Source organism: Conexibacter sp. SYSU D00693, from assembly GCF_017084525.1.
Classification (GTDB): Bacteria; Actinomycetota; Thermoleophilia; order Solirubrobacterales; family Solirubrobacteraceae; genus Baekduia.
Genome location: NZ_CP070950.1, coordinates 2018690 through 2043221, shown reverse-complemented (window position 1 = coordinate 2043221; position 24532 = coordinate 2018690). Strand labels below are relative to the sequence as shown.

Genomic DNA, 24532 nt, shown 5'->3' with positions numbered 1-24532 from the left:
CGCTCGCACGTCCGGCTGCGCGGGCAGGAGCCCGCGCGCCGGCGGCGAACGCGGCAGGGGATGGCCCAGCGCAGCACCGCCCGCGCGCGCGACGAGCGCCGCGCCCCCGCCGGACGGCCGGCACCGCCGCGCCCTCGGCCGCGGGTCGTCCAGGGCGGCGCGCGGCCCGGCATCCGCTGGGACCGCATCGGCCGCGTCGGGCTGCTCGTCGTCCTCGTGGGCCTGCTGTACCTCTACGTCGGCCCGACGATCACCTACGTCGAGACGTGGCGCGAGGCGGGCAGCCGCCGCGCCGAGGTCCAGAAGCTCAAGGTCGAGAACCGCAAGCTGCGCGAGCGCCGGGCGGCGCTGCAGGACCCGCGCGTGCTGGAGGCCGAGGCGCGCCGGCTGGGCATGGTCAAGCCGGGCGAGCGGGGCTACATCGTCAAGGGCCTGCCGGGCGCGCCCGGCGACTGAGCGGGGCGCCTCGCCGCCCCTGGCAGTGTCATCGGGCGAGGCCCGTGCCGGCGCACTGTGCCTCGCCCTCCTCCTCCCCAGGGACGACGATCCGGCCCGCTCAGCCGCCCGGCGCCGTTCGCCGCCCTACCTGGGCAGGCGGCGGCCCGGCGCGCCAGGGTGCCGCTGGCGCTGCGACGGCCGGCGGCGCAGTCGCGGCTTGCCCGGGGTGGAGGGCCGGCCGGGCTGGGAGCGCCGCCGAGGAGGCAGCGTCCTGGCGGGCGCCGAGGGGGCACCCCTCGGCGGCAGCGTCCCGGGCGCCTGGGCGGTGTGGCCGCCGGCGGCGTGGCTCGGGGAGGCGCCGGCGGCGCCGAGCAGGGCGGCGGCGGCGAGCGCCACCAGCGGGCTTCGGAGGTGTCTGGCCATCGCGCCAGTGAAGGCGGTGGCGTGTTGCCGGTGCGTCTGCGGATCTCCATACGCGCACGACAGCCGGGCGGCGGTGAGGGCGCGCTAGCTTGGGCGCGGTGTCGTTCGAGACCGCGGTGCAGCAGTGGCGCGACGGGGAGCGCCGCGTCGCCGGCGCCCAGCCCCACGAGCGGCCCGCGATGGACCGGGTGGTCGAGCGGCTGGTGGCCGAGCTGCGCCGCCGGCTCGGCGGGCCGTTCACCGTCGACGAGCTCGTGGACCTCTACGAGCGCGGTGGGACGTCGTGGACCCTCGACGTCGCCTACGCCGCGGCGCCGGGCGCGCCGTGGGCCTGGGACGCCCGGACGGTCGCCGACGCGGCCTTCGCGCGGTACCTGCGCGAGGCCAGCGACTACGCCGGCGGCCGGCGGATCGAGCCCGAGGACTAGTCGTCGTCGCCGTCGTCGGCCTCGGCCGCGCGGCGCAGGACGATCTGGTCCTCCTCGAGGACGACCTCGAGCGCGCGGGCCCCGGCCCAGTGCTCGGCGTAGACGGCGCTGTCGGCGACGGCGGGGTCGAGCCACAGCCCGTAGCCCTCCTCGCCGTGGTCGAAGGTGCCCTCGAAGGTCGTCTGCGTCGACTTCTTGCGACCGCGCCCACGCCCGCCGCGACGACCCCGGCGACGGGGCTTGTCGTCGTCGTCCTCGGCGTCGTCGTCCTCGCCGGCGGCGGCCTTGGCGGCCTCCTCGGCGGCGCGCGCCTCGGCCTCGGCCTCGAGCTCGGCGGCGATGGCCGCGTCGTCCTCGGCGCGCAGGTCGATGTCGTCGTCGAAGTCGGCCGCGGGCCCGTCGCCGTCACCCGCAGGAGCGAGGTCGTTCTGCTTCTTGAACGCCTCGATGTCCTGGACGGTGACCTCGAGCTGGTGGGCGATCCACGCGTCCGTGCGCCCCTGGCGCACCCACGTCCGGATCTGGTTGAGCTGCGGTCGGAGGGAACGACGTGCCATGTGGCGTGCCACCCTACCGCCAGCCTCGGGCGGGCGGCTTGCAACCGCGCGTCGACACTGCGATGGTTCTGCTCTTCCAGGGAAGCGCGGGGCGGAGCCTGGTGCAAGGGGAAACGGCTCAACCGGAGGCCGCTGGATGCTGGTCCTGACGCGAAAGTCCAACCAGAGCATCATGATCGGGGACGACATCGAGGTCTCGGTGCTCTCGATCATGGGCGAGAAGGTGCGCATCGGGATCCAGGCCCCGCGGGACATCCCGGTCTTCCGCAAGGAGGTCTACCTCGAGATCCAGCAGGAGCGCGGCGCGGAGCCGGGCGCCGTGCGGGCCGAGGTGGACACCGCGCTGAAGAAGCTCGCCGGCGCGTAGCGCGCCGCCCGGCGTCCCCTCTTCGGTGCCGAGCAGCGGCGATCCCGTCCGCCGCGGCGACCCCGACGCGCGTCATCACGGACAGGGACGCCGCTCAGCCCATCACGATGTACAGCGTCTGGAACATCGCCAGCGTCACCAGGACGGCGGTGGCGATGAGGACCAGGACGAGGCCGGTGAACCGCAGCGTGCCGCGCTTGTGCGCGCGGCGGCGGTGGCGCTCGTAGGAGCGGATCTGGGCCTGGCGCTGGAGCCGCTCGCGCTGCAGGCGTGCGGCCTCCGCCTCCTCGACGAAGGCCTGCTCGAGCTGCGCGAGTTCCTGGCGCATCCGCATGGACCCCGGGAAGGCTAGCTCACCGGCGATGAGCCGCAGCGTCTGCGACGGTCTCAGGACCATGGCCCAGAGCACGCTCCTGTACGCGGCATCGATGTCCCTGGACGGCTTCATCGCCGGTCCTCAGGGCGACATGCAGTGGCTCGCGCGCCACGCCGCGCGGGCGCCGGAGACCGGGGACCTGTTGGCCCAGGTCGGGGCGCTGCTGATCGGCCGCAGGACGTTCTTCGGCGACGACCCCAACGCCGGGACCGAAGCCGAGGGCGCGTTCGGCGGGCAGTGGGAGGGACCGGCGTTCGTCGTGAGCCACGACCCGCCCGCGGACGCCGCCGTCGCCCACACCACGTTCCTCGACGACCTCCCGGCCGCGATCGCGCAGGCCCGGGAGGCGGCGGCGGGCCGCTACGTCAACGTCCTCGGCGCGGAGGTCGCCCGGCGGTGCCTGGAGCTCGGGGAGCTCGACGAGGTCGCGATGCACGTCGTGCCGGTCCTGCTCGGCGACGGCACGCCCGTGTACGGGGTGCCGGGCGGGGCGGAGGTGGCACTCGAGCCGGTGGACCCGTCGCCGGTCGGCGGGATGCTCTGGTTCCGGGTCGTCTAGCAGCGCGACCACAGCCCCCGGCCGTCGCGCCGCGCGGCCCGCGACAGGTCGCGCAGGCGCGACGCGTAGCGGACGTTGGGCGGGATCGTGAGCGGCTGCGCGTAGCCCTGGCGGACCAGCTCGGCGTTGTGGAACCAGCCGTCGCGGTCGCGGCGGACGTAGGCCAGCAGTCGGCCGTAGCGGTCGCGCTCCTCGGCGTCGCGCTCCAGGCGCACGCGCTGGCCGTCGAGCTCGCGCCGGGTGAAGGCCGCCGCGCTCTTGCCGAAGCACTCGACCGGGGACCCCGGCTTGACCGACTCGGGCGTGTCGACGCCGATGAGGCGCACGGGCTCGTCCTTCGCCCGGCCGTCGAGGCGCACGCGGACGGTGTCGCCGTCGACGACCCGGACGACGCGCCCCTCGAGGCGCGCGCGCTGGGCGCCGCCGGAGCCGGGGACGCCGCCCACCCCGAGGGCCAGGGCGGCGAGGAGCCCGGCGAGCAGGAACCACGGGAAGGGGGCGCTGATCCGCATCGGCGCCCGAGGCTAGGACCCGGCGCCGACGGCGTGCACGCCGACGTGCAACGGAAGTGCGACAACCGTGATGCGCACGTCACACATGCCACGAACGGCTCGGCGTAGCGTCGCGCGCCACCAGGGCCGCACCGGCCGCACACACCAGGGGGAGGTCCACCGATGGCCAGCACCACCATGCGCCGCCGCGCCGCGGCGGCGACCGCCTTCGCGAGCGTCCTGACGGCCGGCGCCGTCACCGCCGACGCGCAGGCGCCCGTCCAGCCCGCGACCTTCCAGGCGTCAGTCGCCAAGGGCCGCGCACCGGCGATCGTGTCCACGGGCGTCCGGCCCGGCGTCACGCGGGTCGTCATCACGAGCCAGGCCACCGGCGATGGCCGCGAGTACGAGCTGCTGCGGCTCAAGCCCGGCGTCACCCGGGAGGCCGCCGCCGCGCGCCTGGCCAACGGCGGCAAGGAGCTGACGCCCAACCAGATCGACCAGATCGCCAAGGACGTCGGGGACTTCGTCGACGGCGGCAACGCCCGCCGTGGCGCCGCGCGCAAGGCCGTGCTCGACCTGGCCGCCGGGACCTACGGCGTGCTCGACGTCACCGACGCCCGCGTGCGCTCGACGTTCTTCGACGTGGCCGGCAACCCGACCGGTGCCGCCGCCCCCGCGCCGAGCGCGACGATCGCGATGGACGAGTACTCCTACGGGCCCAGCGGCACGCTGCCGGCCGGCGGCACCGTCCGCCTCACGAACGCGGGCGAGCAGCTGCACATGGCCATCGCCTTCCCGGCGCGCAGCGCGGCCGCCGCCAAGCGGCTCGTCGCGACGTTCAAGCGCGGCGGCCGGCCGGCCGAGCGCCTCTTCGGCGGCCCGCCGAGCGAGCCCGTCGCACTGGTCTCGCCCGGTGCGCAGGTCGACGTCCCGATCGGCCCGCGCAAGGGCAGCGTCGTGCTCGCCTGCTTCTGGGCGTCGAAGGCCTCGCAGGACCGGGAGCACACGCGGCGCGGCATGGTGCGCACCGTCAAGGTGCGATGACCACAGATCGCGGCGCGCCGGTTCGTCCGCGGCCCGGCGCGCCGCGCCGATAGCGTCGGCCGATGGCCCTCACGCACGTCGACCCCAGCCGCCAGCACGGGCTCGCGCGGCGCGCCTACATGGGCGTGCTGCGCACGCCGCCCGGGCGGTGGATCGCGATCAACATCGCCTCGCGCGTCGACCCGTGGCTGCTGAGCCACTCCAACGGGCGCGTCGGGTTCGGGCTGATGATCCCGAGCGCGCTGCTGGAGACCACGGGCGCGAAGTCCGGCCAGCCGCGCGAGGCGACGGTCCTGTACTTCCACGAGGGCGACGAGGTCGTCCTCATCGCCTCGAGCTTCGGCCGCGAGAAGCACCCGTCCTGGTACCACAACCTCAAGGCCCACCCCGCGTGCCGCCTCGGCGGCGAGCCGTTCGTCGCCAAGGAGGTCGCGGACCCCGACGAGTGCGAGCGCCTCTTCGCGCAGGCCGTCCGGATCTTCCCGGGCTACGCCGACTACCAGAAGCGCACGGCGCCGATCGGCCGGCGCATCCCGGTCATGCGGCTCACGCCCGCGACCGCCCGGCCCTGAGACGACGGAGGGCGGCCCACCGGGCCGCCCTCCGCACTGCCGTCGATGCGCGCGCGAGCGCTAGGCGATCGTGACCTCGGGGGAGAGGTACACGTCCTGGATCGCGTTGAGCAGGCCGATGCCCTCGTCCATCGGGCGCTGGAAGGCCTTGCGCCCCGAGATGAGGCCCATGCCGCCGGCGCGCTTGTTGATGACGGCGGTGGTCACGGCCTCCTGGAGGTCCGTCTCGCCCGCCGAGGCGCCGCCCGAGTTGATGAGGCCCGCCCGGCCGAGGTAGCAGTTGGCCACCTGGTAGCGGGTGAGGTCGATCGGGTTGTCGGTCGTGAGCTTCTCGTAGACGAGCTTGTTCGTCTTGCCGTACGAGCCGTTCTGGTTGAGCGCCGTGTAGCCGCCGTTGGTCTCCGGCAGCTTCTGCTTGATGATGTCCGCCTCGATCGTCACGCCGAGGTGGTTGGCCTGGCCCGTGAGGTCGGCGGCCGTGTGGTAGTCGACGCCGTCGACCTTGAAGGCGCTGTTGCGCAGGTAGCACCAGAGGACGGTGAACATCCCGAGGCGGTGGGCCTCCTCGAAGGCCTCCGCGATCTCGACGATCTGGCGGCGCGACTCCTGCGAGCCGAAGTAGATCGTGGCGCCGACGCCGGCCGCGCCGAGCTCCCACGCCTTGCGGACCGACCCGAAGGCGATCTGGTCGTAGGCGTTGGGGTACGAGATGAACTCGTTGTGGTTCAGCTTCACGATGAAGGGGAACTTGTGCGCGTACTTCCGGCTGACCGCGCCGAGCACGCCCACCGTCGAGGCGACCGCGTTGCAGCCGCCCTCGATCGCGAGCTTCACGATGTTCTCGGGGTCGAAGTAGAGGGGGTTGGGCGCGAAGGACGCGCCGCCCGAGTGCTCGATGCCCTGGTCGACGGGGAGGATCGAGACGTAGCCCGTGCCGGTGAGCCGGCCGGAGTTGTGCAGCCACTGGAGGTTGCGCAGGACGTTGACCGGCCGGTCGGTGTCCGTGAAGACCCGGTCGATGAAGTCGGGCCCCGGCAGGTGGAGGTTCGAGGCGGGGATCGTCTTGCACTCGTGCGTGAGCAGCGAGGCCCCGTCCGCGCCGAGGAGCTCCTCGAGGCGCGAGCTGGTCATCTCGGCAGTGGTCATGCAGGGAAACCTACCCGGCGCGGGTAGGGTCCGCCGCTACATGGAGCACGCCTTCACCGGGCCGAGCTTCACCCTCGGGATCGAGGAGGAGCTCATGATCGTCGACGAGCAGTCCCATGACCTGGTGAACGCCATCGAGTCGCTGCTCGAGCAGGCGCCGTCGGGCACCGGGATCAAGCCCGAGCTCATGGAGTCGGTCTGCGAGATCGCCACCGACCCGCACCCGAACACGGCCGCCGCGGGCGACCAGCTGCGCCTGCTGCGCCGGCAGGTCACCGACGCCGCGCAGCAGCGCGGGCTGACCATCGGCTCGGCGGGGACGCACCCGTTCGCGATGTGGGAGGACCAGCGCATCGTCGCGCGCCCCCGCTACCGCGACCTCATCTCCGAGCTGCGCTTCGTCGCGCGCCAGGAGCTCATCTTCGGGATGCACGTCCACGTCGGCCTCGACGACCCCGACAAGGCCATCCACGTCGCCAACGGCATGCGCGTGCACCTGCCGGTCCTGCTCGCGCTGAGCGCCAACTCGCCGTTCTGGCGCGCCGACGGCACCGGCCTGGCGTCGACCCGCATGCCGATCTTCCGCGCCTTCCCGCGCGTGGGCGTCCCGCCGTCCTACCGCGACTGGGACGACTACGCCAAGGAGGTCGGCTTCATGGTCGAGGCCGGGGTCATGGAGGACTACACGTGGCTCTGGTACGACGTCCGCCCGCACCCGAAGCTCGGCACCGTCGAGATCCGCGTGTGCGACGCGCAGACACGCGTGGAGCACACGCTCGGCCTGGCGGCGCTGATCCAGGCGATGGTCCGCGAGCTCGCCATCCACTTCGAGGAGGGCCGGCACCTCGGCGAGTACCCGTGGCAGATGCTCGACGAGAACAAGTGGCTCGCCGCGCGCCACGGCCTGGAGGGCGAGCTCGTCGACCTGCCCTCGTCGGAGCGCGTGAGCACCCGCACCCTCGCGCGCCGCCTGCTGGACCGCCTGCGCGACCACGCGCAGGACCTCGGCTCGGCCGCCGAGCTCGACGGCGTCGAGGACATCCTGGCGCGCGGCAACGGCGCCGCCCGCCAGGTCGTCGTCTACGAGGCCAACCACGACCTCCGCGAGGTGATGTCGGAGATCGTGAAGGCCACCGCGGGCGACCCGGAAGCGCCGTAGGTCCGAGCACGCCGGCCGAGCACCGTCGGCTCGTATCATCGGAGCGGCATGGCGGGCGCCCCCGACCTGTTCGTGGTCTGCAAGAAGTGCGGGTCGGAGGTGAGCCCGTACATCACCGAGTGCCCGTACTGCGGCACCCGGTTGCGCAAGCGCGCGCCGAAGATCGACCGCGGCAGCGGCGAGGCCCAGCCCGCCGAGCCGCGCCGGCGGATGCCGCGCCCGACGCTCGGGCCGCTGCGCTCGGGCGAGATCCCCGGCCTGCGCGTGGACCCGATCGGCAAGCCGCGGGCGACGATCGCCCTGCTCGCGCTGTCGCTCGTCGGCTACCTCGTCCTGTCGTTCGTCGAGCCGGTCGACGTCGCGCTCTCGGACCTCGGCGGCGAGCAGTGGCGGCTGCTCACGGCGTCGTTCACCTACGTCGACGTCTGGTACCAGCTGCCGGTCCTGCTGGCCGTGGGCATCTACGGCTGGCGGCTCGAGCTGCGCCACGGCGCGCTGCTGGTCATCGCGCTGTTCCTCGCCGCCGGCGTCGGCGGCAACGCGGTCGCCGCCGCCGTCGAGCCCGACCCGTTCGTGCTGGGCGCCCCGGGCGCCGCCCTCGGCCTCCTGACGGCCTGGGCGCTGCCGGACCTGCTGCGCGCGCGCCGCGGCGAGGAGCACGACGGAGACCTGCTCGGGACCCTCGTCCTCGCGCTGGTCCTCGGGCTGCTGCCGCTGGCCACCGAGGAGGCCAGCGCGGTCGCCGAGCTCGTCGGCCTCGGGGTCGGCGCCGTGGTCGGTGCGCTGCTGCTGCGCACCGAGGCCAACCGCTAGTCGCTGGGTAGAGTCGGGCGCGTGCCCGACGAGCGCTTCACGGCCGAGGAGGTCGACGCCGCGGTCGCCGCGCTGAGCGAGGACCCCGAGCGGTTCGCCCACGCCCAGGAGATCGTCCAGCACGCGGCGCCGACGCTGACGCGCGTGCTCAACGAGGCCCTGCACGCCGGGGGCTGGTTCGGCGAGGCCCACGAGGAGGCCGTCGCGCAGGCGGCGGGCGCCGACGACGTCCAGGAGCGGCTCACCGCCGTGCGGACGCTCGTCGCGGAGGAGACCCGGCTCGGGATGCTCGTCGGCGTGGCCGCGGGCCTCGAGCTCGCCACGGAGCTGCGCCGGCAGCGAGAGGAGGCCTAGATGGACGTCCGGTTCCTGGGGCACGCCGCGTTCGCCCTCGAGCACGACGGCAAGACGGTGCTCGTCGACCCGTTCCTCACGGGCAACCCGAAGGCCGCCGCGTCGGCCGACGAGGTCACGGCCGACGCGATCCTGCTCACCCACGGCCACGCCGACCACCTCGGCGACACGGTGGCGATCGCCAAGCGCACCGGCGCGACGGTCGTGGCGATCGTCGAGCTGGCCCGCGAGCTGGCCGACGAGGGCCTCGACGTGCGCGACCCGAACATCGGCGGCACCGTCGACCTCGGCTTCGTCACGGCGAGGCTGACCCCGGCGTGGCACACCTCGACGACGCCCAAGGGCACGTCGAACACGCCGGCGGGGCTCGTGGTCGAGCTGGGCGGCACGACCGTCTACCACCTGGGCGACACCGGCCTGTTCAGCGACCTCGCGCTGCCGGCCCGCCGCCAGCAGATCGACCTCGCGCTGATGTGCATCGGCGGCCACTACACGATGGACCGCCACGACGCCGTCGTCGCCGCCGAGCTCGTCGGGGCCACGCGGATCGTCCCGTGCCACTACGACACGTTCCCGCCGATCGCGACCGACGCCGCGGCGTTCAAGCGCGAGGTGGAGGCGGCCGGCCATGCGCAGGAGGTCGTCCTGCTCGACCCGGGTGAGGTGCTGTCGCTGTGACCCACGCCGTCGTCCTGGTCGAGGCCGAGCGCGACGCGCTGCCGTCGCTCGGCGGCGCGCTCGCCGACCTCGAGGGGGTCGCCGAGGCCTACAGCGTCACCGGCGAGTGGGACTTCGTCGCGATCGTCCGCGTGCCGCGCCACGAGCAGCTCGCGGAGGTCATCACGGGGCAGGTCGTGCAGCTGCCGGGCGTCGTGCGCACGAAGACCATGGTCGCCTTCGAGGTCTTCTCCAAGCACGACCTCGAGGCGCTGTTCGACGTCGGCGGCTGAGGGCCGCCCCGTGCAGGATCGGCGGGGCTCGCGGCGAAGGGCGCAGGGCATGTCCCGCCGTCGCCGCCGTGCCGCCCGTCTCGCCCGCCTGCTGCCGGTCCTGCCGCTCTGCGTCGCGCTCGCCGCGTGCGGGGACGACGAGCCCAGCGCGGAGGAGCTGCCGATGCAGACGGTGACCGCCCCACCGCTCGAGGCGCCCGCGGAGACCGACACGGTCCCGACGACGCCGACGGACACGACGACGACCGAGGCCGGCGGCGGCAGCGCGTCGCCGCAGGGCACCGGCGGGGCCGCACCCACGCCCGCCCCGGCCCAGACCGCTCCGGCGCCGGCGCCGGCGCCCGCCCAGACCACCCCTCGCGGCACCGGCGGCGTCTCGCCCGGCGGCGAGGAGCAGGAGGGCGGCGCGGGCGACGAGCGCCCGGACGCCTCGCCGGGCGGCACCGCGGCGCCCTAGCCGCGGGCGGACCTCTAGCCTCCAGCGGACGATGTCGGTCGTCCGCCCCGAGTTCGGCCCGACGCTGCCCGAGGTGCTGGCGCCCCGGCTGCGCCGGCTCCCGCGCGCCGCGCAGCTCGCGCTCGCCGGGCTGGCGGCCCTCGTGGTGGTGCTGGTCGCCGTCGCGTACGCCTCGCGCGGCGACGACCGCACGGTGGTCGTCGTCCGCGACGCCGACCCGGCCTACAACTTCGTCCACGACGACGCCCTGCGGCTCGCCGGCCAGCCGCGCGACGGGCGCGTCGCCCTGCGGGGCCGCGGCCTGGCCTACCGCGTGGCGCCGCTCGAGCTGCCGCCGTTCCGCGGCGACGCGGCGGGCATCCTGCCGATCTACGTCGAGACGCTCGTGCGCGAGATGGAGCGCGAGTACGACGGGTTCGTCCGCCGCCAGGAGGGGCGGGCGAACATCAACCGCCAGCAGGGCTACGAGCTGTACTTCCAGTTCAAGCGCGACGGCGCCACGTGGTACGGGCGCCGGCTGCTGCTGCTGCCCGACCCGACGCAGCGCAAGGGCGCCGACCTGCGCCTCGAGGTCCGCCGCACGCCGGCCGTCCCGCGCTTCTCGGCGGTCGGCCAGAACGGCCCGATGAAGGTCGCGCTGCGCTCGTTCCGCTTCGGCACGGAGCGCCCGTGAGGGACCCGCTCGTCGAGGCCCAGACGAGCTTCGAGCGCTTCCTCGAGGTCGACGTCCGCGTCGGGCGGATCGTCGAGGTCGAGGAGTTCCCCGAGGCGCGCAAGCCGGCGTGGAAGCTGCGCGTCGACTTCGGCGAGGAGCTCGGCGTGAAGCGCTCGAGCGCGCAGATCACGAACTACCCGCGCGAGGAGCTCGTCGGCCGGCTCGTGCTCGGCGTCGTGAACTTCCCGCCGCGCCAGGTCGGACCCGTGCGCAGCGAGGTCCTCGTCCTCGGGACCTACGCCCAGGACGGCACGGTGCTGCTCGTCAGCCCGTCGCCCGAAGCGCAGCCGGGCGACCGCCTGGGCTGAGCGCGCCGCGCTCGAGGAGGTCGTCGAAGGCGGCGACGACCTGCTCGTCGAACTGCGTGCCCGCGCAGCGCCGCAGCTCCGCACGGGCCTCGGCGACGCTCATGCCGGCGCGGTAGGGGCGGTCGGCGGTCATCGCCTCGAAGGCGTCGGCGACGGCCAGGACGCGGGCCTCGAGCGGGATCGCGTCGCCGCGCAGGCCGCGCGGGTAGCCGCGGCCGTCGGGGCGCTCGTGGTGGCACTCGACCCAGACGCTGAGGTCCGACAGGCCGGCGCTCTCCAGCAGGCGCGCGCCGAGCTCGGGGTGGCGCTCGACCAGCGTGCGCTCCTCGGGCGTGAGGGCGCGGGCCGCGTGCAGGACGTCGTGGGGCATCGAGAGCTTGCCGACGTCGTGCAGGACGCCCGCGAGGCGCACGCGCTCGACGCCGTCGTCGCCGAAGCCGAGGGCGTCGGCCAGCGCGCCGGCGTAGCGGCCGACGGTCCGCGAGTGGGCGGCGGTGCCGGTGTCGCGGAGGTCCAACGACTCGGCGAGCAGGACGAGCGCGTCGACCCGGCTGCGGGCGCTCGGGTCGCCTCCGCGACCCAGGAGCTCCTCGGTCGTACCGGGCTGGAAGCGCACGACGCGGTCGCGGCCCGCGCGCTTGGCGGCGTACATCGCCTGGTCGGCGCAGTGCAGCAGCGCATCCTGGGTCTCGCCGTGCTCGGGGAAGGCGGCGATGCCGAACGAGCAGGTCACGACGTGGCCGGCGCCCGACAGCGCCTGGGTGATGCCGGTGCGCAGGCGCTCGGCGACCAGGACGGCCTGCTGGGCCGAGGTCTCCGGGAGCAGGACGGCGAGCTCCTCGCCGCCCAGGCGCGCGGGCGAGTCCGTGCGACGAGCCTCGGCGCGCAGCACGGCGCCGATGTCGCGCAGGAGCCGGTCGCCCTCGGCGTGGCCGTGCACGTCGTTGATGAGCTTGAAGCGGTCGACGTCCAGGACGAGCAGCGCGAGCGGGCGGCCCGTCCGCCGGGCGCGCTCGAGCTCGAGGTCCAGGACCTCGTGCAGGGCGCGGCGGTTGAGCAGCCCGGTCAGCGGGTCGGTCCGCGCGGCATCGCTGAGGTCGTCGATGACGCCGTCGAGGCGGCCCTTCAGGGCGCTCACCAGGAGCGTCGCGCCGAGGAGCGTGCCCATCGAGGTCGTCCAGTGCGCGACCGGCGGGGTGTCGGGCGGCGAGAGGGCGACGACCGCCGCGTACAGCCCGGCGATGAGGACCACGTGCGCGACGGCGACGCTGCGGCGGAGGAGGTAGGCGGCGTAGAGCGCGATCCACGTGTACAGCGCCGTCGAGGCGTTGGGCACGCCGCCGGTGGCGAGGATCGCGGCGGAGGCCAGGCCCGTCGCGGCGGCCAGCGCGGCGGAGACCCAGCCCGCCGGCAGCGTCGGCCGGCGCAGGAACGGCACGCCCAGCGCGAGCGACAGGAGCGAGATGACGAGCACCGCCGCCTCGTCGGTGGCCGGGTCGTGCGGGACGAGCACCGACAGCAGTCCCAGGGCACCCGCTGCCGGGAAGCAGAGGCGAAACGGCTTGGCGGGGAGGGCGGCGGACATCCGGGGGCACGGCAGACACGCCGCTCTTCGGGGCATCGGCCTCTCGGGGGCGCCCCTTGAGCGCCGGGCGGACGGTCCGACCGGGCGGGCGGCGGGGTGGGGCGGTCGGGTGGTGTGGCCGGGGCGCCCCGCGTTCGCGGGCTCCGCGGGTCGACGGGGCGTGGCGCATCCCCGCTCCGCTGGACCGTGACCGTCGCGCGCGGGGCGCCACGCAGCTGGCGCCCGCCCTCCCTTGGTCACGATCGGCGGCCGCGGGATCCCACGACGACCGCCGGGGCGGAACGCCCCTACGGCTGCGCGGACGCGTCCGGGACGACCGGCGCGGGCGGCTGCGGCGCCGGGGCGGGCGTGGGCTGCACCGGGGCCACCGGCTCAGCGGGCGCGGGCTGCGACGCCGTGACCGGCTCGGTCGCGGCCGTCGGCGCCGGTGCGGCGGGCGCCGGGTCGGCCGGCGGCGCGGCCGCGGGCTGCGCGGCCGGGGTGGGGATCGGCTGCGGCGCCGGCGGCGTCGCGGTGGAGGCGTGCGGGACCTGGCCGGGCTGGGAGACGCCCGGCTGGTGCGGGAGGCGCGAGGTGGTGGAGCCCTGCTGGGGGCCGAGCGGCGCGGCGGCGGGCTCGCCGGCGGCCGGCTGGTCCTGGCCCTCGATGATGACCGGGACGGGGCGCTCGGCGGCCGGGGCGTCGGCACCGGCGTCGGCCTTGACGGCCGTGGCCTCGTGCGGCTCGGCGACGGGCTCCTTGACGGGCGCGGCCGGGGCGGCGCCCGGCTGCGGCTCGCTGGCCACCACGACCGGCGGCGCCGCGACCGCGGCGGGGGCGGCCGGCGCGGCGGCGACGACCTTCTCCGGCTGGGCCTTGGCGGCCTTGGTCCGCGACTGGCGGGCGTGGTCGACCTCGACGGCGCCCGCGGTGACGATCGCCGCGGCGGCCAGGCCGGCGGCGGTCTTGGTGGCGATCGCCGAGGCGCCGGCGGTCAGCGCGGAGGCGGCGCCCGCGGAGCCGGCGGCGGCGGTGCCTGCCGCGGCGGCCGAGCCGGCCGACATGCCGCCCTGGGCGATGAGGAACTTCTTGAGCAGCAGCAGCGGGCCGACGGGGAAGACCGCGGCCAGCGCCTTGTTCGTGGAGCTCAGCTGCTTCTTGAAGGCACTGCAGCGCTCGCATCCGCGCAGGTGGCGGCGCACGGGCGGCGAGACGCGGCCCAGGCCCTCGGACCACTCGCCGAGCTCGTCGCGCACCTCCTCGCAGGTGAGCTTGCGCGCCTCGGCGGCCTCCGCGAGCGAGACGCGGGCGCGGACGAGCAGCGACTTGACCGACGGGACGGTCGTCTCCATCGCCTCGGCGATCTGCTCGTAGCTCAGCGCGTCGATCTCGCGCAGCAGCAGCGCCGTGCGCTGCGTCTCGGGCAGCGTCTGGACGTCGGCGACGAGCTGGCGGAAGTCCTCGCGCCGATGGACCTGCTCGGCGGTCGTCTGGCCACCGTCGGCGAGGTGGACGTCCATGGAGTCCACGCCGATGGCGGTCTGCTTGCGCAGGTGGTTGAGCGACCGGTTGCGGGCGATCCGGTACAGCCACGGCCGCACGTTGATCGGGCGCTCGTCCTGCAGCAGCGCGCGGTAGGCGGCGGCGAAGACCTCCTGGAGGACGTCCTCGGCGTCCTCGCGGGAGCTGAGCATGTGCCGGCAGAAGGCGAGGAGCCGCGCCTGGTAGCGCGCGACGAGCACCTCGTAGGCGCCCGGGTGGCCCTTGCGCGTGAGCGCGATGAGCTTCTCGTCGCCCTGCAGGCGCAGGAGCGGCGACGGCGCGCGCAGGCCCGCGTGGCGCAGCGGCAGGGATGTCGTGTGGGCTTCCATGCAGCGGTCGGTCAGACGGAGGGCAGAACGCCTCCGCAAGGAGCAGAACCCCTGGGAGCGCCAGGGGTTGCGCACTTGCTCGGCCCCGAAGCACCGGCTTCGACGGCCTGGAGGTCCAGGGTAGCCACAGCGCGGCGCCCACCCATGTCCGCGCGCCAGCGCCCGGTAGGCGGTTGACCCGGATCTCCGCGCCGGGGTACCGTCGCCCCGGATCTTGGTCGGTTGGGGAGCGGCCGGCCAGGTCCGGGTTGAGGAGAGGTGCGCGGGTCGCGACAGATCAGCCGTGTCCTGACGGCTGCCGCCCTGGTGGTGGCGGTGGCGGTCCTGGCCGTCGTCGTGCTCGGCGGCGGCGGGGCGGACTACCGCCTGACGGCGCGCTTCGAGAACGCCGGGCAGCTCGTCAAGGGCAACCTCGTGCAGGTCGCCGGCCGCGCGATCGGCGAGGTGGAGGAGATCCGCCTGGGCGACGACGGCGGCGCCGACGTCCACCTGCGCATCACCGACGAGGACTACGTCCCGCTGCGCGCCGGCGTGCAGGCCGTCGTGCGCCAGACGTCGCTCTCGGGCGTGGCCAACCGCTACGTCGACCTGCAGATGCCGCCGGAGGACCGCGCGGGCGCCGACCTGCCCGACGGCGGCCGCCTGCCCGCCGGCGCCACGACGAGCGCCGTCGACCTCGACCAGCTCTTCAACACCTTCGACCCGCGCTCACGCAAGGCGCTGCAACGCGTCGTGCAGGGCTTCGGGGCCTCCTACGCGCAGCGCGGCGACCAGCTCGACCGCGGCCTGGCCTACCTCGAGCCCTCGCTGTCGTCCTCGAGCCGGCTGTTCGACGCGCTGGCGGGCGACCAGCAGGTCCTCGACCGCTTCGTCACCGCCTCCGCGAAGCTCGTCACCGACGTCGCCGCCCGCCGCGACGACGTCCGCGGCCTGGTCGACGAGCTCGCCACCACGACCAAGGCCATCGGCGACCGCGGCGGCGACCTGCGCGACGCCCTCTCGCGCCTGCCGCCGTTCCTGCGCCGCTCCAACACGACGTTCGTGAACCTCCGCGCGGCGCTGCGCGACCTCGAGCCGCTGGTCGACGACGCACGGCCCGTGGCGCCGAAGCTCCGCCGCGCGCTGGCCGAGCTGCGCCCCGCCGCCCGCGACGCCGCGCCCGCCCTGCGCGACCTCGACCAGGTGCTGCGCCGCGACGGCGCCGCCAACGACCTCGTCGACCTGGTGCGCTCGACCCCCGCGTTGCGCGACGTCGCCGTCGGCCCGACCATCGTCGGCGGGGTGGAGCGCGAGGGCGCGCTGCCCGCCTCGACCAAGGCGCTGGAGCGCAGCGCGCCGCTGCTGGCCACCGCCCGTCCGTACGCGCCCGACCTCACGGGCTGGTTCGACGACTTCAGCCACTCGGGCGTCTACGACGCCCTGGGCGGCGGCAGCCGCGCCGCCGCCTCCGTGAACCTCTTCGCCGTCACCGACGGGACGCTGCTGCCGATCCCGCCGCAGCTGCGCGAGCTGTTCAACGCGGCCGGCGTGTCGACCGGCCAGCGCTGGCGCTGCCCGGGCTCGGTCGAGCGCGGGGCGGTGTGGAAGCCGGCGCCTGACTTCCCGTGCGACGAGAACCAGGTGCCGCTCGGGCGATGAGGCGCGTCGCGACAGCCCTCGTGCTCGTGGCCGTCGTCGTGGCGGGCGTCGCCGCGCTGGGCGCGGGCGGCAGCGACGGCGGTGGCCGCGAGTACACCGTCGAGCTCGACAACGCCTTCGGCCTCGTCGAGGGCGGCGACCTCAAGGTCGCCGGCGTGCGCGCCGGGACGATCACCGAGATGCGCCTGGACCGCGCCACGAACCGCGCGCTCGTCGGCATCCGCGTCGACGAGGACGGCTTCGGCGCGCTGCGCGCCGACGTCCACTGCGAGAGCCGCCCCCAGTCGCTGGTGGGCGAGTACTTCCTCGACTGCCTCCCCGGCACGGCACGGCGCGAGCTCGAGGACGGCGCGCGCATCCCCGTCGCGCAGACGGGCTCGACGGTGGCGCCCGACCTCGTCAACGGCATCCTGCGCCGCCCGTACCGCGAACGCCTGTCGCTCGTGCTCGGCGAGCTCGGCGCGGGCGTCGCGGGCAACGGCCGCGCGCTCAACGCCGCCGTGCGCCGCGCGGCGCCGGCCCTGCGCGAGACCAACCGCGTCCTGGCCACGCTCGCCCGCCAGTCCGACGCCATCGGCCGGCTGACCGAGGACGCCGACCGCGTCATCGGCGACCTCGCCGCCAACCGGCGCGACGTCGGGCGCTTCGTCGTCGAGGCGGGCGAGACGGCGACCGCCTCGGCCGCCCGGCGCGACGACCTCGCCGCGGGCCTCGACGAGCTGCCGGGCTTCCTGCGCCAGCTGACCCCGTCGATGCGCGCCCTCGGCCGCGCCGCCGACAGCCAGGGCCGGACGCTCGCGAACCTCCGCGCCTCCGCCCGCGGCCTGACCCGCCTGCTCGACGGCCTCGGCCCGCTGGCCCAGGCCTCGCGGCCCGCGTTCGCCGCCGTCGGCCGGGCGGCCGCCCAGGGCACCCCCGCGGTCAGGGCGGCCGGGCCGGTCGCCGAGCTGCTGCGCGGCGCCGTGCGCGGCACGCCCGAGCTCGGGCGCAACCTCGCGATCGTGCTCGAGCACCTCGACGACCGCGACTGGGCCGTCGAGGAGGACCCGCGCAGCCCGGGCGGCAAGGGCTACACCGGCCTCGAGGCGCTCCTCACCTTCGTCTTCGACCAGACGATGGCCACGAACCTCTACGACAAGGGCCAGCACTACCTGAAGATCGCGCCGTTCATGTCGAACTGCTCGAGCTACAAGGACCTCGACGCGGTCAAGGAGCACCCGGAGGTCGAGGCGCAGTGCGGGGCGCGCCTCGGGCCCAACCCGATCGGCCTCGTCTCGCAGGACCCGACCGCCCAGGCCAAGCCGGCCAGGCGCCGGGCCGCCCCGCGCCGGCCCGCGCCGCGCGTCGACCGCGAGGCGCCCGCCGTCACGCCCGCGGCGCCCGCGCCGGCCGCGCCGGCGCCGCAGCAGCCCACGCCGACGACCGCCCCGCCTGCGCCGAAGGTCCCGACGCTGCAGGACCTCCCGAGGGTCATCCCGCAGGCCACCGACCGCCTGCTCGACTTCCTCCTCGGAGACGGCCGATGACCCGCCGTCCGTCCTCCGCCGTCGTCGCCAGCCCGGTGCTCGTCGGGGCCGTCACGACGCTCGTCGTCGTGGTCGCGGTCTTCCTGGCCTACAACGCCAACAGCGGTCTGCCCTTCGTGCCGACCCGCGCCGTCGAGGTCCAGCTGGCCAACGGCGCGAACGTCGTGCGCGGCAACGAGGTGCGCACGGGCGGCTACCGCGTCGGCGTCGTCGACGACATGGAGCCCGTCGCGCTGCCCGACGGGACGGTGGGGGCGAAGCTCTCGCTCAAGCTCGACGAGGAGGTCGGCCCGCTGCCGGTCGACTCCCGCGTCGTCGTGCGCGCCCGCTCCGCGCTCGGCCTGAAGTACGTCGAGCTGCAGCGCGGCCGCGCGCGGCAGACGCTGCCCGACGGCGGCACGATCCCCGTGCGCCAGACGACCGTGCCGGTCGACCTCGACGAGGTCTTCGGCACCTTCGACGCCGACACGCGCGACGCCGCGCAGCGCGCCCTGCGCGGCGGCGGCGACGCGCTCGCCGGCCGCGGGACCGACGTGCGCGCCTTCATCGAGGACGCGCCGCGGCTCACCGGCCTCCTGCGCCCGGTGATGGCCAACCTCGCCGACGACCGCACGCAGCTCGACCGCCTCGTCCGCGCGCTGTCCGACGCGGCCGGCGAGGTGGCGCCGGTCTCCGAGGTCAACGCGCGCCTGGCCACGAGCATGGCCGACACGTTCGCCGCCTTCTCGCGCGACGTCCCGGCACTGCAGCAGACGATCGCCAAGGGTCCCGCGACGCTGCGCGCGGGCACGCGCTCGCTGGCCGTCGGCCGGCCGTTCCTCCAGGACGTCGCCCTGCTCAGCGACGACCTGGACGCCGCCACGACCGAGCTGCGCCGCGCCGTGCCGTCCCTGACGCGCGCGGTGCGGGCCGGCACGCCCGTGACCCGCCGCAGCCTCGCGCTCTACCCGCCGCTGCAGCGGTCGTTCGTCGCGCTGCGCGAGCTCGCCGAGGCGCCGACGACGTCCGGGGCGCTGCGCGGCCTGCGCGCCACGGTCACCACGCTCCAGCCCCAGCTGCGCTACCTCGGGCCGTTCGTCACGGTCTGCAACACCTGGAACGCGTTCTGGACGTTCACCGCCGAGCACTTCACGGTGCCCGACGACTCGGGCTCGAGCCAGCGGGCCCTGCTCAACCTCGCCGACCCGACGGCGCCCGACACCGTGACCGCGCAGGGCGCCAACGAGTTCGTCCACGGCGTGCCCGGCGTCGAGCCCGGCGCCGCCCCCCAGCACCTGCACGCCAACACCTGGGGCAACGACGCGATCGACCGCGACGGCAACGCCAACTGCCAGGCGGGCAACGCGGGCTACCTCGAGCGCGGCAACCTCAAGGCGCCCAAGGAGTACGGGGGCCGCTACGACCGCGCGGTCGTCGACACGCCGACGCTGGCCGACTTCCCCGACCAGCAGGCCATCGGCCCGAACTTCCGGACCTTCGACAAGAACGGCAAGGGCAGCGGGCGCACCCGCTCGCGCGTGCCCGAGGGCCAGACGTTCACCGACCAGCCCGGCGGGCGGGGGGTGAACCCGTGAACCCGCGCCACCGCGGCGGCCTCGGGCTCGTCCCCGCCGGTCTGCTGACGATCGCCCTCGCGCTCGTCGTCGCGTACTTCGCGGTGACCAAGGAGGTCCCGTTCCGCGGCCACCACGAGGTCCGTGCCGTCTTCCAGCAGGCGCCGTCGGTCAAGCAGGGGACGGTCGTGCGCGTCGCGGGCGTCACCGTCGGCGAGGTCACCGACGTGGAGGCCGTCGCCCCGGGCGAGGACGCCACGAGGGTGACGATGCGCGTGGACGACAAGGCGCTGCCGATCCACCGCGACGCGACGGTCAAGGTCCGCCCCCGCATCTTCCTCGAGGGCAACGTCTTCCTCGACGTCTCGCCCGGCTCGCCCTCGGCGCCGGAGCTCGAGGACGGCGCGACCATCGGCATCGGGCAGACCTCGGCGCCGGTGCAGGTCGACCAGGTCCTGCAGACGCTGCAGGCCGACACCCGCAAGAGCCTGCAGCAGCTGCTCGACGAGCTCGGCCGCGGGCTCGAGGGCGACGGCGCGCGCGGCATCAACGGCGCCATCGGGCACATGGAGGGCGCCTACCGCGACGGCGCGGTGGTGAGCACCGCGGCGCTGGGCACCGAGCGCGGCGACGTCCGCGGCTGGCTGCGGGGGGCGGCGCGGACCGCGGAGGGCCTCGACCGCGACCCGGCCGCACTGCAGGCGCTCGTCACCGACCTGCGCGCCGCCGCGGGCGCCTTCGCGCGCGAGGACGTCGCGCTGGGCCGCGCGGTCGCCGAGCTGCCACGCACGCTGCGGGCCGGCCAGCCCGCGCTCGCGTCGCTCAACCGCTCCTTCGGCCCGCTGCGCCGCCTGGTCGCCGACCTGCGACCCGCCGTGCGCTCGAACGGTCCGGCGCTCGACGCGACCGCGCCGTTCGCCCGCCAGCTGCGCGGGCTGGCCTCGAAGGCCGAGCTGCGCGGCCTCGCCGCCGACCTCAGGCCGCTGGTCCCGGACCTGGCCCGCCTGAACATCGACACCCGCCCGCTCTACGAGCAGGTCCGCGCCGCCTCGAGCTGCCAGAACGAGGTCGTCCTGCCGTGGACGCAGGACACGGTCCCGGACCCGGTGATCAAGGCGCAGGGCAAGGTCTACGAGGAGGCCACGAAGTTCCTGCCGGGCATCTCGGGCGAGTCGCGCTCGGGCGACGCCAACGGCCAGTGGTTCCGCGTGCTCATCAGCTCGACGTACGCGTCGGTCCTCGGCGCCGACCGGCTCCTGCTCACCGGCAACCCGGTGCTCGGCTTCAACCCGCCCAAGCCGGCGGCACGCCCCACCTACCGGCCCGACGTGCCGTGCGAGACCCAGGAGCGCCCGGACCTGCGCACCGTCCCCGATCCGGCGCCCGCGAGCCGCAGGGTCGAGCTGTCGCCCGATGCGGTGCAGCCCTACCTGCGCCTGGTCCAGCGCCAGGTCCGCGAGCTCAACCGCCAGATCAAGGACCTCGGCCTGGGCCGCCGGCTCAAGGCGATCACCGAGCCCGCCACCCGCGAGACGCTCGCGAAGGTGCGGGCGGCGACCCAGCGCGCACTGAGGGCCGGCCGGTGAGGCGCGCGATCCGCACGTCGCTGCGCCCGGCGATCGCGATCCTCGGGCTCGCCGCGATCGCGCTGGCCGTCGCGGGCTACGTCCTGGCCAACCAGCGGCTGCGCTTCCCGCTGCTGGAGGAGGCGCCGTTCACGCTCAAGGCGGAGTTCTCCACCGCGCAGGCCGTCACGCCGGGCCAGGGCCAGACCGTGCGCGTCAGCGGCGTGCGCGTCGGCGACATCAGCAAGGTCGAGCTGGAGGAGGGGCGTGCGGTCGTGACCTTCGAGCTCGACCCCGAGTTCGACGACCTGGTGCGCACGGACGCGACGGCGCTCCTGCGTCCGAAGACCGGACTGAAGGACATGTTCGTCGAGCTGCAGCCCGGCACTCGGCGGGCGCCGGTGGCCCGCGAGGGCTGGACGATGCCGATCCGCGCCACCCAGCCCGACGTCAACACCGACGAGGTCCTCGCCGCGCTGGACGCCGACACCCGGGACTACGTGAAGCTCCTCGTCGGGGACGGCGCCGAGGGCCTGCGCGGCCGCGCAGGCGACCTGCGCGAGGTGCTGCGGCGCTTCGAGCCCACCCACCGCGACCTCGCCCGCGTCAACGGGGCGGTGGCCGAGCGCGCGTCCAACCTCCGGCGACTCGTCCACGCCCTCCACGTCCTGAACGCCGAGCTGGGCGGCAAGGACGACGAGCTGGCCGAGCTGGTCGGCTCCTCGGCGAAGGTCCTGCGTGCCTTCGCCCAGGAGGGCACCGACGTCTCGGCCGCCGTGCGCGAGCTGCCCGACGCCCTGCGCCAGACGACCGACGCGCTGGGCCGCGTCGAGCGCTTCGCCGACGTGCTGACCCCGGCGGCCGACGAGCTGCGTCCTGTGGCCCGCGCGTTGACCGGGGCCAACGCGCAGCTCGCCCCGTTCGCCCGCGAGACGGCGCCGGTCCTGCGCGACCAGGTGCGCCCGTTCGTGCGCCAGGCCCGCCCGACGGTCCGCCGCCTCGACGCGCCGGCCGAGCAGCTGCGGTCCGCGACGCCGCAGCTCACCCGCTCCTTCACGGTGCTCAACCACCTGCTGAACATGGTCGGCTTCAACCCGCGCGGGCGCGAGGGCCCGGCGGTCAAGGCGCGCGACGAGGGCTTCCTCTTCTGGATCGCCTGGCTCAACCACAACAGCACCGCGATCTGGCCGACCTCCGACGCGCACGGGCCGATGCGCGCCGGCGCGATCGCGGCGACGTGCGGCGTGCTCCGGCAGGTCGCCTCCGACGGCGGCAACCCGCTCGACGTCCTGCTCACGCCGCTGCTCAGCGACCCGGCGCTCTGCCCGGGCACGGGAGGCGGCGGCTGATGCAGAAGCAGGCGCCCACCTTCGGCCGGCTGCTGACGATGGTGCTCTTCGCGCTGTCCTGCTTCGGCCTGCTGCTGTTCCTGTGGCTGAGCTTCGGCGGCCCGACGCCGCTGGCGCCGAAGGGCTACCGCGTGCAGGTCGGCTTCCCCGAGGCCACGCAGCTCGGCCTCGAGGCCGACGTGCGCGTCGCCGGCGTGACGGTCGGCAAGGTGCGCGACAAGCAGCTCGCGCCGGAGGGCAACCGGACGCTCGCCACGCTCGAGATCGACCCCGGCTTCTCGCCGCTGCCGCGCGACGTCCGCGCGACGCTGCGCCAGAAGACGCTGCTGGGGGAGACCTACGTCGAGCTGACCCCCGGCACGCGCGCAGGACCGACGCTGCGCGAGGGCTCCCGGCTGCCCGACGCGCGCGTCCAGGCCACCGTCGAGCTCGACGAGGTCATCCAGGCCTTCGACCCGGCGACCCGCACGGCCTTCCGGACCTGGCAGCAGGAGCTGGCCAAGGGCATCGAGCGCCGCGGGGCCGACCTCAGCGGCGCCATCGGGACGCTGCCGGCGTTCTCGCGCAGCGCCACCGCGCTGCTCCAGGTCCTCGACGGCCAGGAGGACGACGTCCGGCGGCTGGTGCGCAACACCGGGTCGGTCTTCGAGGCCCTCAGCCAGGACGAGGGCCGCCTGCGCACGCTCGTCACGGGCGCGGGCGACACGTTCGCGGCCACGGCCGCCCGCCAGGAGGACCTGGCCCAGACCATCCGCATCCTGCCGACGTTCCTCGACGAGTCACGCCTGACGTTCGCGAGCCTCGAGCGCTTCGCCCGGCGCACCCGTCCCGTGGTGCGCGACCTGCGGCCCGCCGCCCAGGACCTCGTCCCGGCCGTGCGCGACCTGCGCACGCTCGCCCCGCGCCTCGAGCGCACCTACCGCAGCCTGGACCCGCTCATCAGCGCGTCGAAGGACGGCCTGCCGGCGCTCACGGAGGTGCTCGGCGCCGCCAAGCCGCTGCTCGGGTCGCTGCAGCCCTTCCTCGAGGAGCTCAACCCGGTGCTCGAGTGGCTCGAGGTCCACCAGTCGACCACCAGCGACTTCTTCACCAACGGCGCCGCCGCGCTGGCCGACACGACGGCGACCCGCACGCCGCAGGAGCGCGGCCACTACCTGCGCCAGTTCGGGCCCAACGGCCTGGAGACGGTCGCGATGTGGCCCGACCGCCTGCCGAGCAACCGCGGCAACGCGTACCTCAAGCCGGACGCCGGGACGGGCGCCGAGCACGCGAAGTACATGGCGCTGCCGAGCTTCGACTGCGACAACACGGGCCACGCGACGCCGTACCTGACCAAGCTGCCCGACCCGAAGGGCCCGGCGACCGACCAGACCAGCGACGCGCCGTCGTGCTGGGTGCAGGGCGTCCAGACGCCGCCCACCGGCGTGGCCGGCAAGTACCCGCGGATCACGCGGGCCGACTACTCCGCCGGGCGCTGAGCGCACCCGGCGGAGGCCGGTGTCGGACGGGACGCGCTAGGCGACGGTGGCGGCGCGAGCCGCGACCGGCGCGAGGGCGTCGAGGAAGGCGGCGGCGAGGTCGTCGTCGCCGTCGAGCTGCAGGCCGCCGCGCTCGGCCGCGGGGCCCAGCGCGTCGACCCAGGCGGCCTCGGGGCCGCGCAGGCGGGCGTCGGCCTGCTCGGCCTCGCCCTCGGTGATGGTCACGCGGCCGCCCTCGACCTCGAGGACGTGGTGGCGGGCGCCGGTCGGACGCTCGACGACGACCTCCACCGTGCCCTCGACCTCGGGACCGAGGTCCAGACCGGGGAGCACGCGCAGGATCGCGCCGACGTCGACCTGCTCGGCCTCGGCGGGCGCACCCCACGCCCACTGCCAGCCCCAGCGGGCGACGGCGCCGACCACGGGCAGCAGCGCGCGGGCGCGCTCGGTGAGCTCGTAGTCCACGCGCGGCGGCACCTCGCGGTACCGGACGCGCGTGAGCAGGTCGTCGGCCACCATGCGGTTCAGGCGCGAGCGCAGCTGCTCGGTCGAGATGCCGGGCAGCGTGCGCTGGAGCTCGACGAAGCGTCGCGGGCCCGTGGCGAGGTCGCGGACGATCAGGAGCGTCCACTTGTCACCGACGATGTCCAGCGCGCGCGCGTCAGGCGCCCACTGGTTGTACGGGTGCCGCTTCGGCGGCGGTACGGGCGGAATGGCTGCCTCCCTCCGTGGCAGTTCAGGCAATGCGTCGTGGGACGGAGCAACGATAGCCCGGAGACCCGGAGATGGCGACACCGTGTCGATTCCGCCGCTCAGGGCTTCCCGAGG

At 75.4% G+C, this 24532-nt stretch carries 28 protein-coding genes; 20 read left to right on the top strand and 8 right to left on the bottom strand.

The annotated features are described in order from the left end of the window. Positions 1-60 precede the first annotated feature (60 nt). The gene (locus JUB12_RS10125; RefSeq protein WP_205699507.1) at positions 61-456 is read left to right on the top strand and encodes a septum formation initiator family protein; all 396 of its coding nucleotides are present in this window, start codon (positions 61-63) and stop codon (positions 454-456) included. Positions 457-582: 126 nt separating this feature from the next. Here the strand turns inward: JUB12_RS10125 and JUB12_RS10120 are convergent, their stop codons facing one another. Then, positions 583-861 (bottom strand): hypothetical protein, encoded by a 279-nt coding sequence (locus JUB12_RS10120; RefSeq protein ID WP_205699506.1) that lies wholly within the window; start codon positions 859-861, stop codon positions 583-585. A gap of 98 nt (positions 862-959) precedes the next feature. Between JUB12_RS10120 and JUB12_RS10115 the strand changes: the two genes are divergently transcribed. Then, the gene (locus JUB12_RS10115; protein WP_205699505.1) at positions 960-1289 is read left to right on the top strand and encodes a hypothetical protein; all 330 of its coding nucleotides are present in this window, start codon (positions 960-962) and stop codon (positions 1287-1289) included. Here the strand turns inward: JUB12_RS10115 and JUB12_RS10110 are convergent. After that, complete coding sequence (locus JUB12_RS10110) at positions 1286-1846, bottom strand: hypothetical protein (RefSeq protein WP_205699504.1); 561 nt, start codon at positions 1844-1846, stop codon at positions 1286-1288. The genes JUB12_RS10115 and JUB12_RS10110 overlap by 4 nt on opposite strands. Before the next feature lie 136 nt (positions 1847-1982). Here JUB12_RS10110 and csrA point away from each other — a divergent pair, with 136 nt between their 5' ends. Next, the gene (csrA, locus tag JUB12_RS22260; protein WP_205699503.1) at positions 1983-2213 is read left to right on the top strand and encodes a carbon storage regulator CsrA; all 231 of its coding nucleotides are present in this window, start codon (positions 1983-1985) and stop codon (positions 2211-2213) included. Between the two features lie 94 nt (positions 2214-2307). Here csrA and JUB12_RS10100 read toward each other — a convergent pair whose 3' ends face one another. Beyond that, positions 2308-2610, bottom strand: a complete 303-nt coding sequence (locus tag JUB12_RS10100) for a hypothetical protein (RefSeq protein WP_205699502.1) — start codon at positions 2608-2610, stop codon at positions 2308-2310. On the opposite strand from JUB12_RS10100, the gene JUB12_RS10095 reads away from it, so the two are divergent. Beyond that, positions 2609-3148, top strand: a complete 540-nt coding sequence (locus JUB12_RS10095; RefSeq protein ID WP_205699501.1) for a dihydrofolate reductase family protein — start codon at positions 2609-2611, stop codon at positions 3146-3148. The genes JUB12_RS10100 and JUB12_RS10095 overlap by 2 nt on opposite strands. On the opposite strand, the gene JUB12_RS10090 is transcribed toward JUB12_RS10095, so the two are convergent. Continuing rightward, positions 3145-3660 carry a thermonuclease family protein gene (locus JUB12_RS10090; RefSeq protein ID WP_205699500.1) on the bottom strand — a complete coding sequence of 172 codons (516 nt, stop codon included), beginning with the start codon at positions 3658-3660 and terminating at the stop codon, positions 3145-3147. The two genes, JUB12_RS10095 and JUB12_RS10090, sit on opposite strands and share 4 nt — an antisense overlap. A gap of 162 nt (positions 3661-3822) precedes the next feature. Here JUB12_RS10090 and JUB12_RS10085 point away from each other — a divergent pair, with 162 nt between their 5' ends. Both JUB12_RS10085 and JUB12_RS10080 read left to right on the top strand, forming a co-directional pair. Then, the gene (locus JUB12_RS10085) at positions 3823-4686 is read left to right on the top strand and encodes a hypothetical protein (protein WP_205699499.1); all 864 of its coding nucleotides are present in this window, start codon (positions 3823-3825) and stop codon (positions 4684-4686) included. 62 nt (positions 4687-4748) lie between these two features. After that, positions 4749-5258: a nitroreductase family deazaflavin-dependent oxidoreductase gene (locus JUB12_RS10080; protein WP_205699498.1), complete on the top strand. Its 510-nt coding sequence runs from the start codon at positions 4749-4751 to the stop codon at positions 5256-5258. A 60-nt stretch (positions 5259-5318) separates the two neighbouring features. Here the strand turns inward: JUB12_RS10080 and JUB12_RS10075 are convergent, their stop codons facing one another. Further along, positions 5319-6404 carry a class I fructose-bisphosphate aldolase gene (locus JUB12_RS10075; RefSeq protein WP_205699497.1) on the bottom strand — a complete coding sequence of 362 codons (1086 nt, stop codon included), beginning with the start codon at positions 6402-6404 and terminating at the stop codon, positions 5319-5321. A gap of 40 nt (positions 6405-6444) precedes the next feature. On the opposite strand from JUB12_RS10075, the gene JUB12_RS10070 reads away from it, so the two are divergent. The 8 genes from JUB12_RS10070 to JUB12_RS10035 are packed head-to-tail and all read left to right on the top strand — an operon-like array spanning position 6445 to position 11160. Continuing rightward, positions 6445-7563 carry a carboxylate-amine ligase gene (locus tag JUB12_RS10070; RefSeq protein WP_205699496.1) on the top strand — a complete coding sequence of 373 codons (1119 nt, stop codon included), beginning with the start codon at positions 6445-6447 and terminating at the stop codon, positions 7561-7563. A gap of 48 nt (positions 7564-7611) precedes the next feature. Next, entirely contained in the window at positions 7612-8376 is a 765-nt protein-coding gene (locus tag JUB12_RS10065; protein WP_205699495.1) for a rhomboid family intramembrane serine protease, read from the top strand. Between the two features lie 21 nt (positions 8377-8397). Beyond that, positions 8398-8730, top strand: a complete 333-nt coding sequence (locus tag JUB12_RS10060) for a hypothetical protein (RefSeq protein ID WP_205699494.1) — start codon at positions 8398-8400, stop codon at positions 8728-8730. Next, positions 8731-9408, top strand: a complete 678-nt coding sequence (locus JUB12_RS10055; protein WP_205699493.1) for a metal-dependent hydrolase — start codon at positions 8731-8733, stop codon at positions 9406-9408. Then, on the top strand, positions 9405-9680 hold the full coding sequence (locus JUB12_RS10050; protein WP_205699492.1) for an Lrp/AsnC ligand binding domain-containing protein: 276 nt from the start codon (positions 9405-9407) through the stop codon (positions 9678-9680). The genes JUB12_RS10055 and JUB12_RS10050 overlap by 4 nt, the downstream gene beginning before the upstream one ends. Before the next feature lie 49 nt (positions 9681-9729). Further along, positions 9730-10137, top strand: a complete 408-nt coding sequence (locus JUB12_RS10045; RefSeq protein ID WP_205699491.1) for a hypothetical protein — start codon at positions 9730-9732, stop codon at positions 10135-10137. Between the two features lie 31 nt (positions 10138-10168). Further along, the gene (locus JUB12_RS10040; RefSeq protein ID WP_205699490.1) at positions 10169-10810 is read left to right on the top strand and encodes a hypothetical protein; all 642 of its coding nucleotides are present in this window, start codon (positions 10169-10171) and stop codon (positions 10808-10810) included. Then, entirely contained in the window at positions 10807-11160 is a 354-nt protein-coding gene (locus JUB12_RS10035) for a tRNA-binding protein (RefSeq protein WP_205699489.1), read from the top strand. Before JUB12_RS10040 ends, JUB12_RS10035 begins: the two co-directional genes overlap by 4 nt. Here JUB12_RS10035 and JUB12_RS10030 read toward each other — a convergent pair. Then, positions 11117-12745: a diguanylate cyclase gene (locus JUB12_RS10030; RefSeq protein WP_205699488.1), complete on the bottom strand. Its 1629-nt coding sequence runs from the start codon at positions 12743-12745 to the stop codon at positions 11117-11119. The genes JUB12_RS10035 and JUB12_RS10030 overlap by 44 nt on opposite strands. Before the next feature lie 287 nt (positions 12746-13032). Next, positions 13033-14595, bottom strand: coding sequence for an RNA polymerase sigma factor (locus JUB12_RS10025; protein WP_205699487.1), 1563 nt, complete (start codon positions 14593-14595; stop codon positions 13033-13035). A gap of 258 nt (positions 14596-14853) precedes the next feature. On the opposite strand from JUB12_RS10025, the gene JUB12_RS10020 reads away from it, so the two are divergent. From JUB12_RS10020 to JUB12_RS09995, 6 genes are read left to right on the top strand one after another with little or no spacing between them, the layout of a single operon-like run. After that, the gene (locus tag JUB12_RS10020) at positions 14854-16233 is read left to right on the top strand and encodes an MlaD family protein (protein ID WP_205699486.1); all 1380 of its coding nucleotides are present in this window, start codon (positions 14854-14856) and stop codon (positions 16231-16233) included. Beyond that, complete coding sequence (locus JUB12_RS10015) at positions 16230-17759, top strand: MlaD family protein (protein ID WP_205699485.1); 1530 nt, start codon at positions 16230-16232, stop codon at positions 17757-17759. Before JUB12_RS10020 ends, JUB12_RS10015 begins: the two co-directional genes overlap by 4 nt. Beyond that, positions 17756-19333, top strand: a complete 1578-nt coding sequence (locus tag JUB12_RS10010; protein WP_205699484.1) for an MlaD family protein — start codon at positions 17756-17758, stop codon at positions 19331-19333. The genes JUB12_RS10015 and JUB12_RS10010 overlap by 4 nt, the downstream gene beginning before the upstream one ends. After that, complete coding sequence (locus JUB12_RS10005; RefSeq protein WP_205699483.1) at positions 19330-20898, top strand: MlaD family protein; 1569 nt, start codon at positions 19330-19332, stop codon at positions 20896-20898. The genes JUB12_RS10010 and JUB12_RS10005 overlap by 4 nt, the downstream gene beginning before the upstream one ends. Continuing rightward, positions 20895-22226 carry an MlaD family protein gene (locus JUB12_RS10000; protein ID WP_205699482.1) on the top strand — a complete coding sequence of 444 codons (1332 nt, stop codon included), beginning with the start codon at positions 20895-20897 and terminating at the stop codon, positions 22224-22226. The genes JUB12_RS10005 and JUB12_RS10000 overlap by 4 nt, the downstream gene beginning before the upstream one ends. Next, the gene (locus JUB12_RS09995; RefSeq protein WP_205699481.1) at positions 22226-23704 is read left to right on the top strand and encodes an MlaD family protein; all 1479 of its coding nucleotides are present in this window, start codon (positions 22226-22228) and stop codon (positions 23702-23704) included. Before JUB12_RS10000 ends, JUB12_RS09995 begins: the two co-directional genes overlap by 1 nt. A 36-nt stretch (positions 23705-23740) precedes the next feature. On the opposite strand, the gene JUB12_RS09990 is transcribed toward JUB12_RS09995, so the two are convergent. After that, positions 23741-24448, bottom strand: coding sequence for a helix-turn-helix domain-containing protein (locus JUB12_RS09990; RefSeq protein WP_205699480.1), 708 nt, complete (start codon positions 24446-24448; stop codon positions 23741-23743). Positions 24449-24532 lie beyond the last annotated feature (84 nt).

Coding starts and splice junctions, on each gene's coding strand:
- JUB12_RS10100 (WP_205699502.1), bottom strand. CDS start 2,610: ATGGTCCTGAGACCGTCGCAGACGCTGCGGCTCATCGCCGGTGAGCTA.
- JUB12_RS10080 (WP_205699498.1), top strand. CDS start 4,749: ATGGCCCTCACGCACGTCGACCCCAGCCGCCAGCACGGGCTCGCGCGG.
- JUB12_RS10045 (WP_205699491.1), top strand. CDS start 9,730: ATGTCCCGCCGTCGCCGCCGTGCCGCCCGTCTCGCCCGCCTGCTGCCG.
- JUB12_RS10055 (WP_205699493.1), top strand. CDS start 8,731: ATGGACGTCCGGTTCCTGGGGCACGCCGCGTTCGCCCTCGAGCACGAC.
- csrA (WP_205699503.1), top strand. CDS start 1,983: ATGCTGGTCCTGACGCGAAAGTCCAACCAGAGCATCATGATCGGGGAC.
- JUB12_RS10125 (WP_205699507.1), top strand. CDS start 61: ATGGCCCAGCGCAGCACCGCCCGCGCGCGCGACGAGCGCCGCGCCCCC.
- JUB12_RS10095 (WP_205699501.1), top strand. CDS start 2,609: ATGGCCCAGAGCACGCTCCTGTACGCGGCATCGATGTCCCTGGACGGC.
- JUB12_RS10065 (WP_205699495.1), top strand. CDS start 7,612: ATGGCGGGCGCCCCCGACCTGTTCGTGGTCTGCAAGAAGTGCGGGTCG.
- JUB12_RS10010 (WP_205699484.1), top strand. CDS start 17,756: ATGACCCGCCGTCCGTCCTCCGCCGTCGTCGCCAGCCCGGTGCTCGTC.
- JUB12_RS10090 (WP_205699500.1), bottom strand. CDS start 3,660: ATGCGGATCAGCGCCCCCTTCCCGTGGTTCCTGCTCGCCGGGCTCCTC.
- JUB12_RS10015 (WP_205699485.1), top strand. CDS start 16,230: ATGAGGCGCGTCGCGACAGCCCTCGTGCTCGTGGCCGTCGTCGTGGCG.
- JUB12_RS09995 (WP_205699481.1), top strand. CDS start 22,226: ATGCAGAAGCAGGCGCCCACCTTCGGCCGGCTGCTGACGATGGTGCTC.
- JUB12_RS10110 (WP_205699504.1), bottom strand. CDS start 1,846: ATGGCACGTCGTTCCCTCCGACCGCAGCTCAACCAGATCCGGACGTGG.
- JUB12_RS10085 (WP_205699499.1), top strand. CDS start 3,823: ATGGCCAGCACCACCATGCGCCGCCGCGCCGCGGCGGCGACCGCCTTC.
- JUB12_RS10040 (WP_205699490.1), top strand. CDS start 10,169: ATGTCGGTCGTCCGCCCCGAGTTCGGCCCGACGCTGCCCGAGGTGCTG.
- JUB12_RS10070 (WP_205699496.1), top strand. CDS start 6,445: ATGGAGCACGCCTTCACCGGGCCGAGCTTCACCCTCGGGATCGAGGAG.
- JUB12_RS10030 (WP_205699488.1), bottom strand. CDS start 12,745: ATGTCCGCCGCCCTCCCCGCCAAGCCGTTTCGCCTCTGCTTCCCGGCA.
- JUB12_RS10025 (WP_205699487.1), bottom strand. CDS start 14,595: ATGGAAGCCCACACGACATCCCTGCCGCTGCGCCACGCGGGCCTGCGC.
- JUB12_RS10120 (WP_205699506.1), bottom strand. CDS start 861: ATGGCCAGACACCTCCGAAGCCCGCTGGTGGCGCTCGCCGCCGCCGCC.
- JUB12_RS10075 (WP_205699497.1), bottom strand. CDS start 6,404: ATGACCACTGCCGAGATGACCAGCTCGCGCCTCGAGGAGCTCCTCGGC.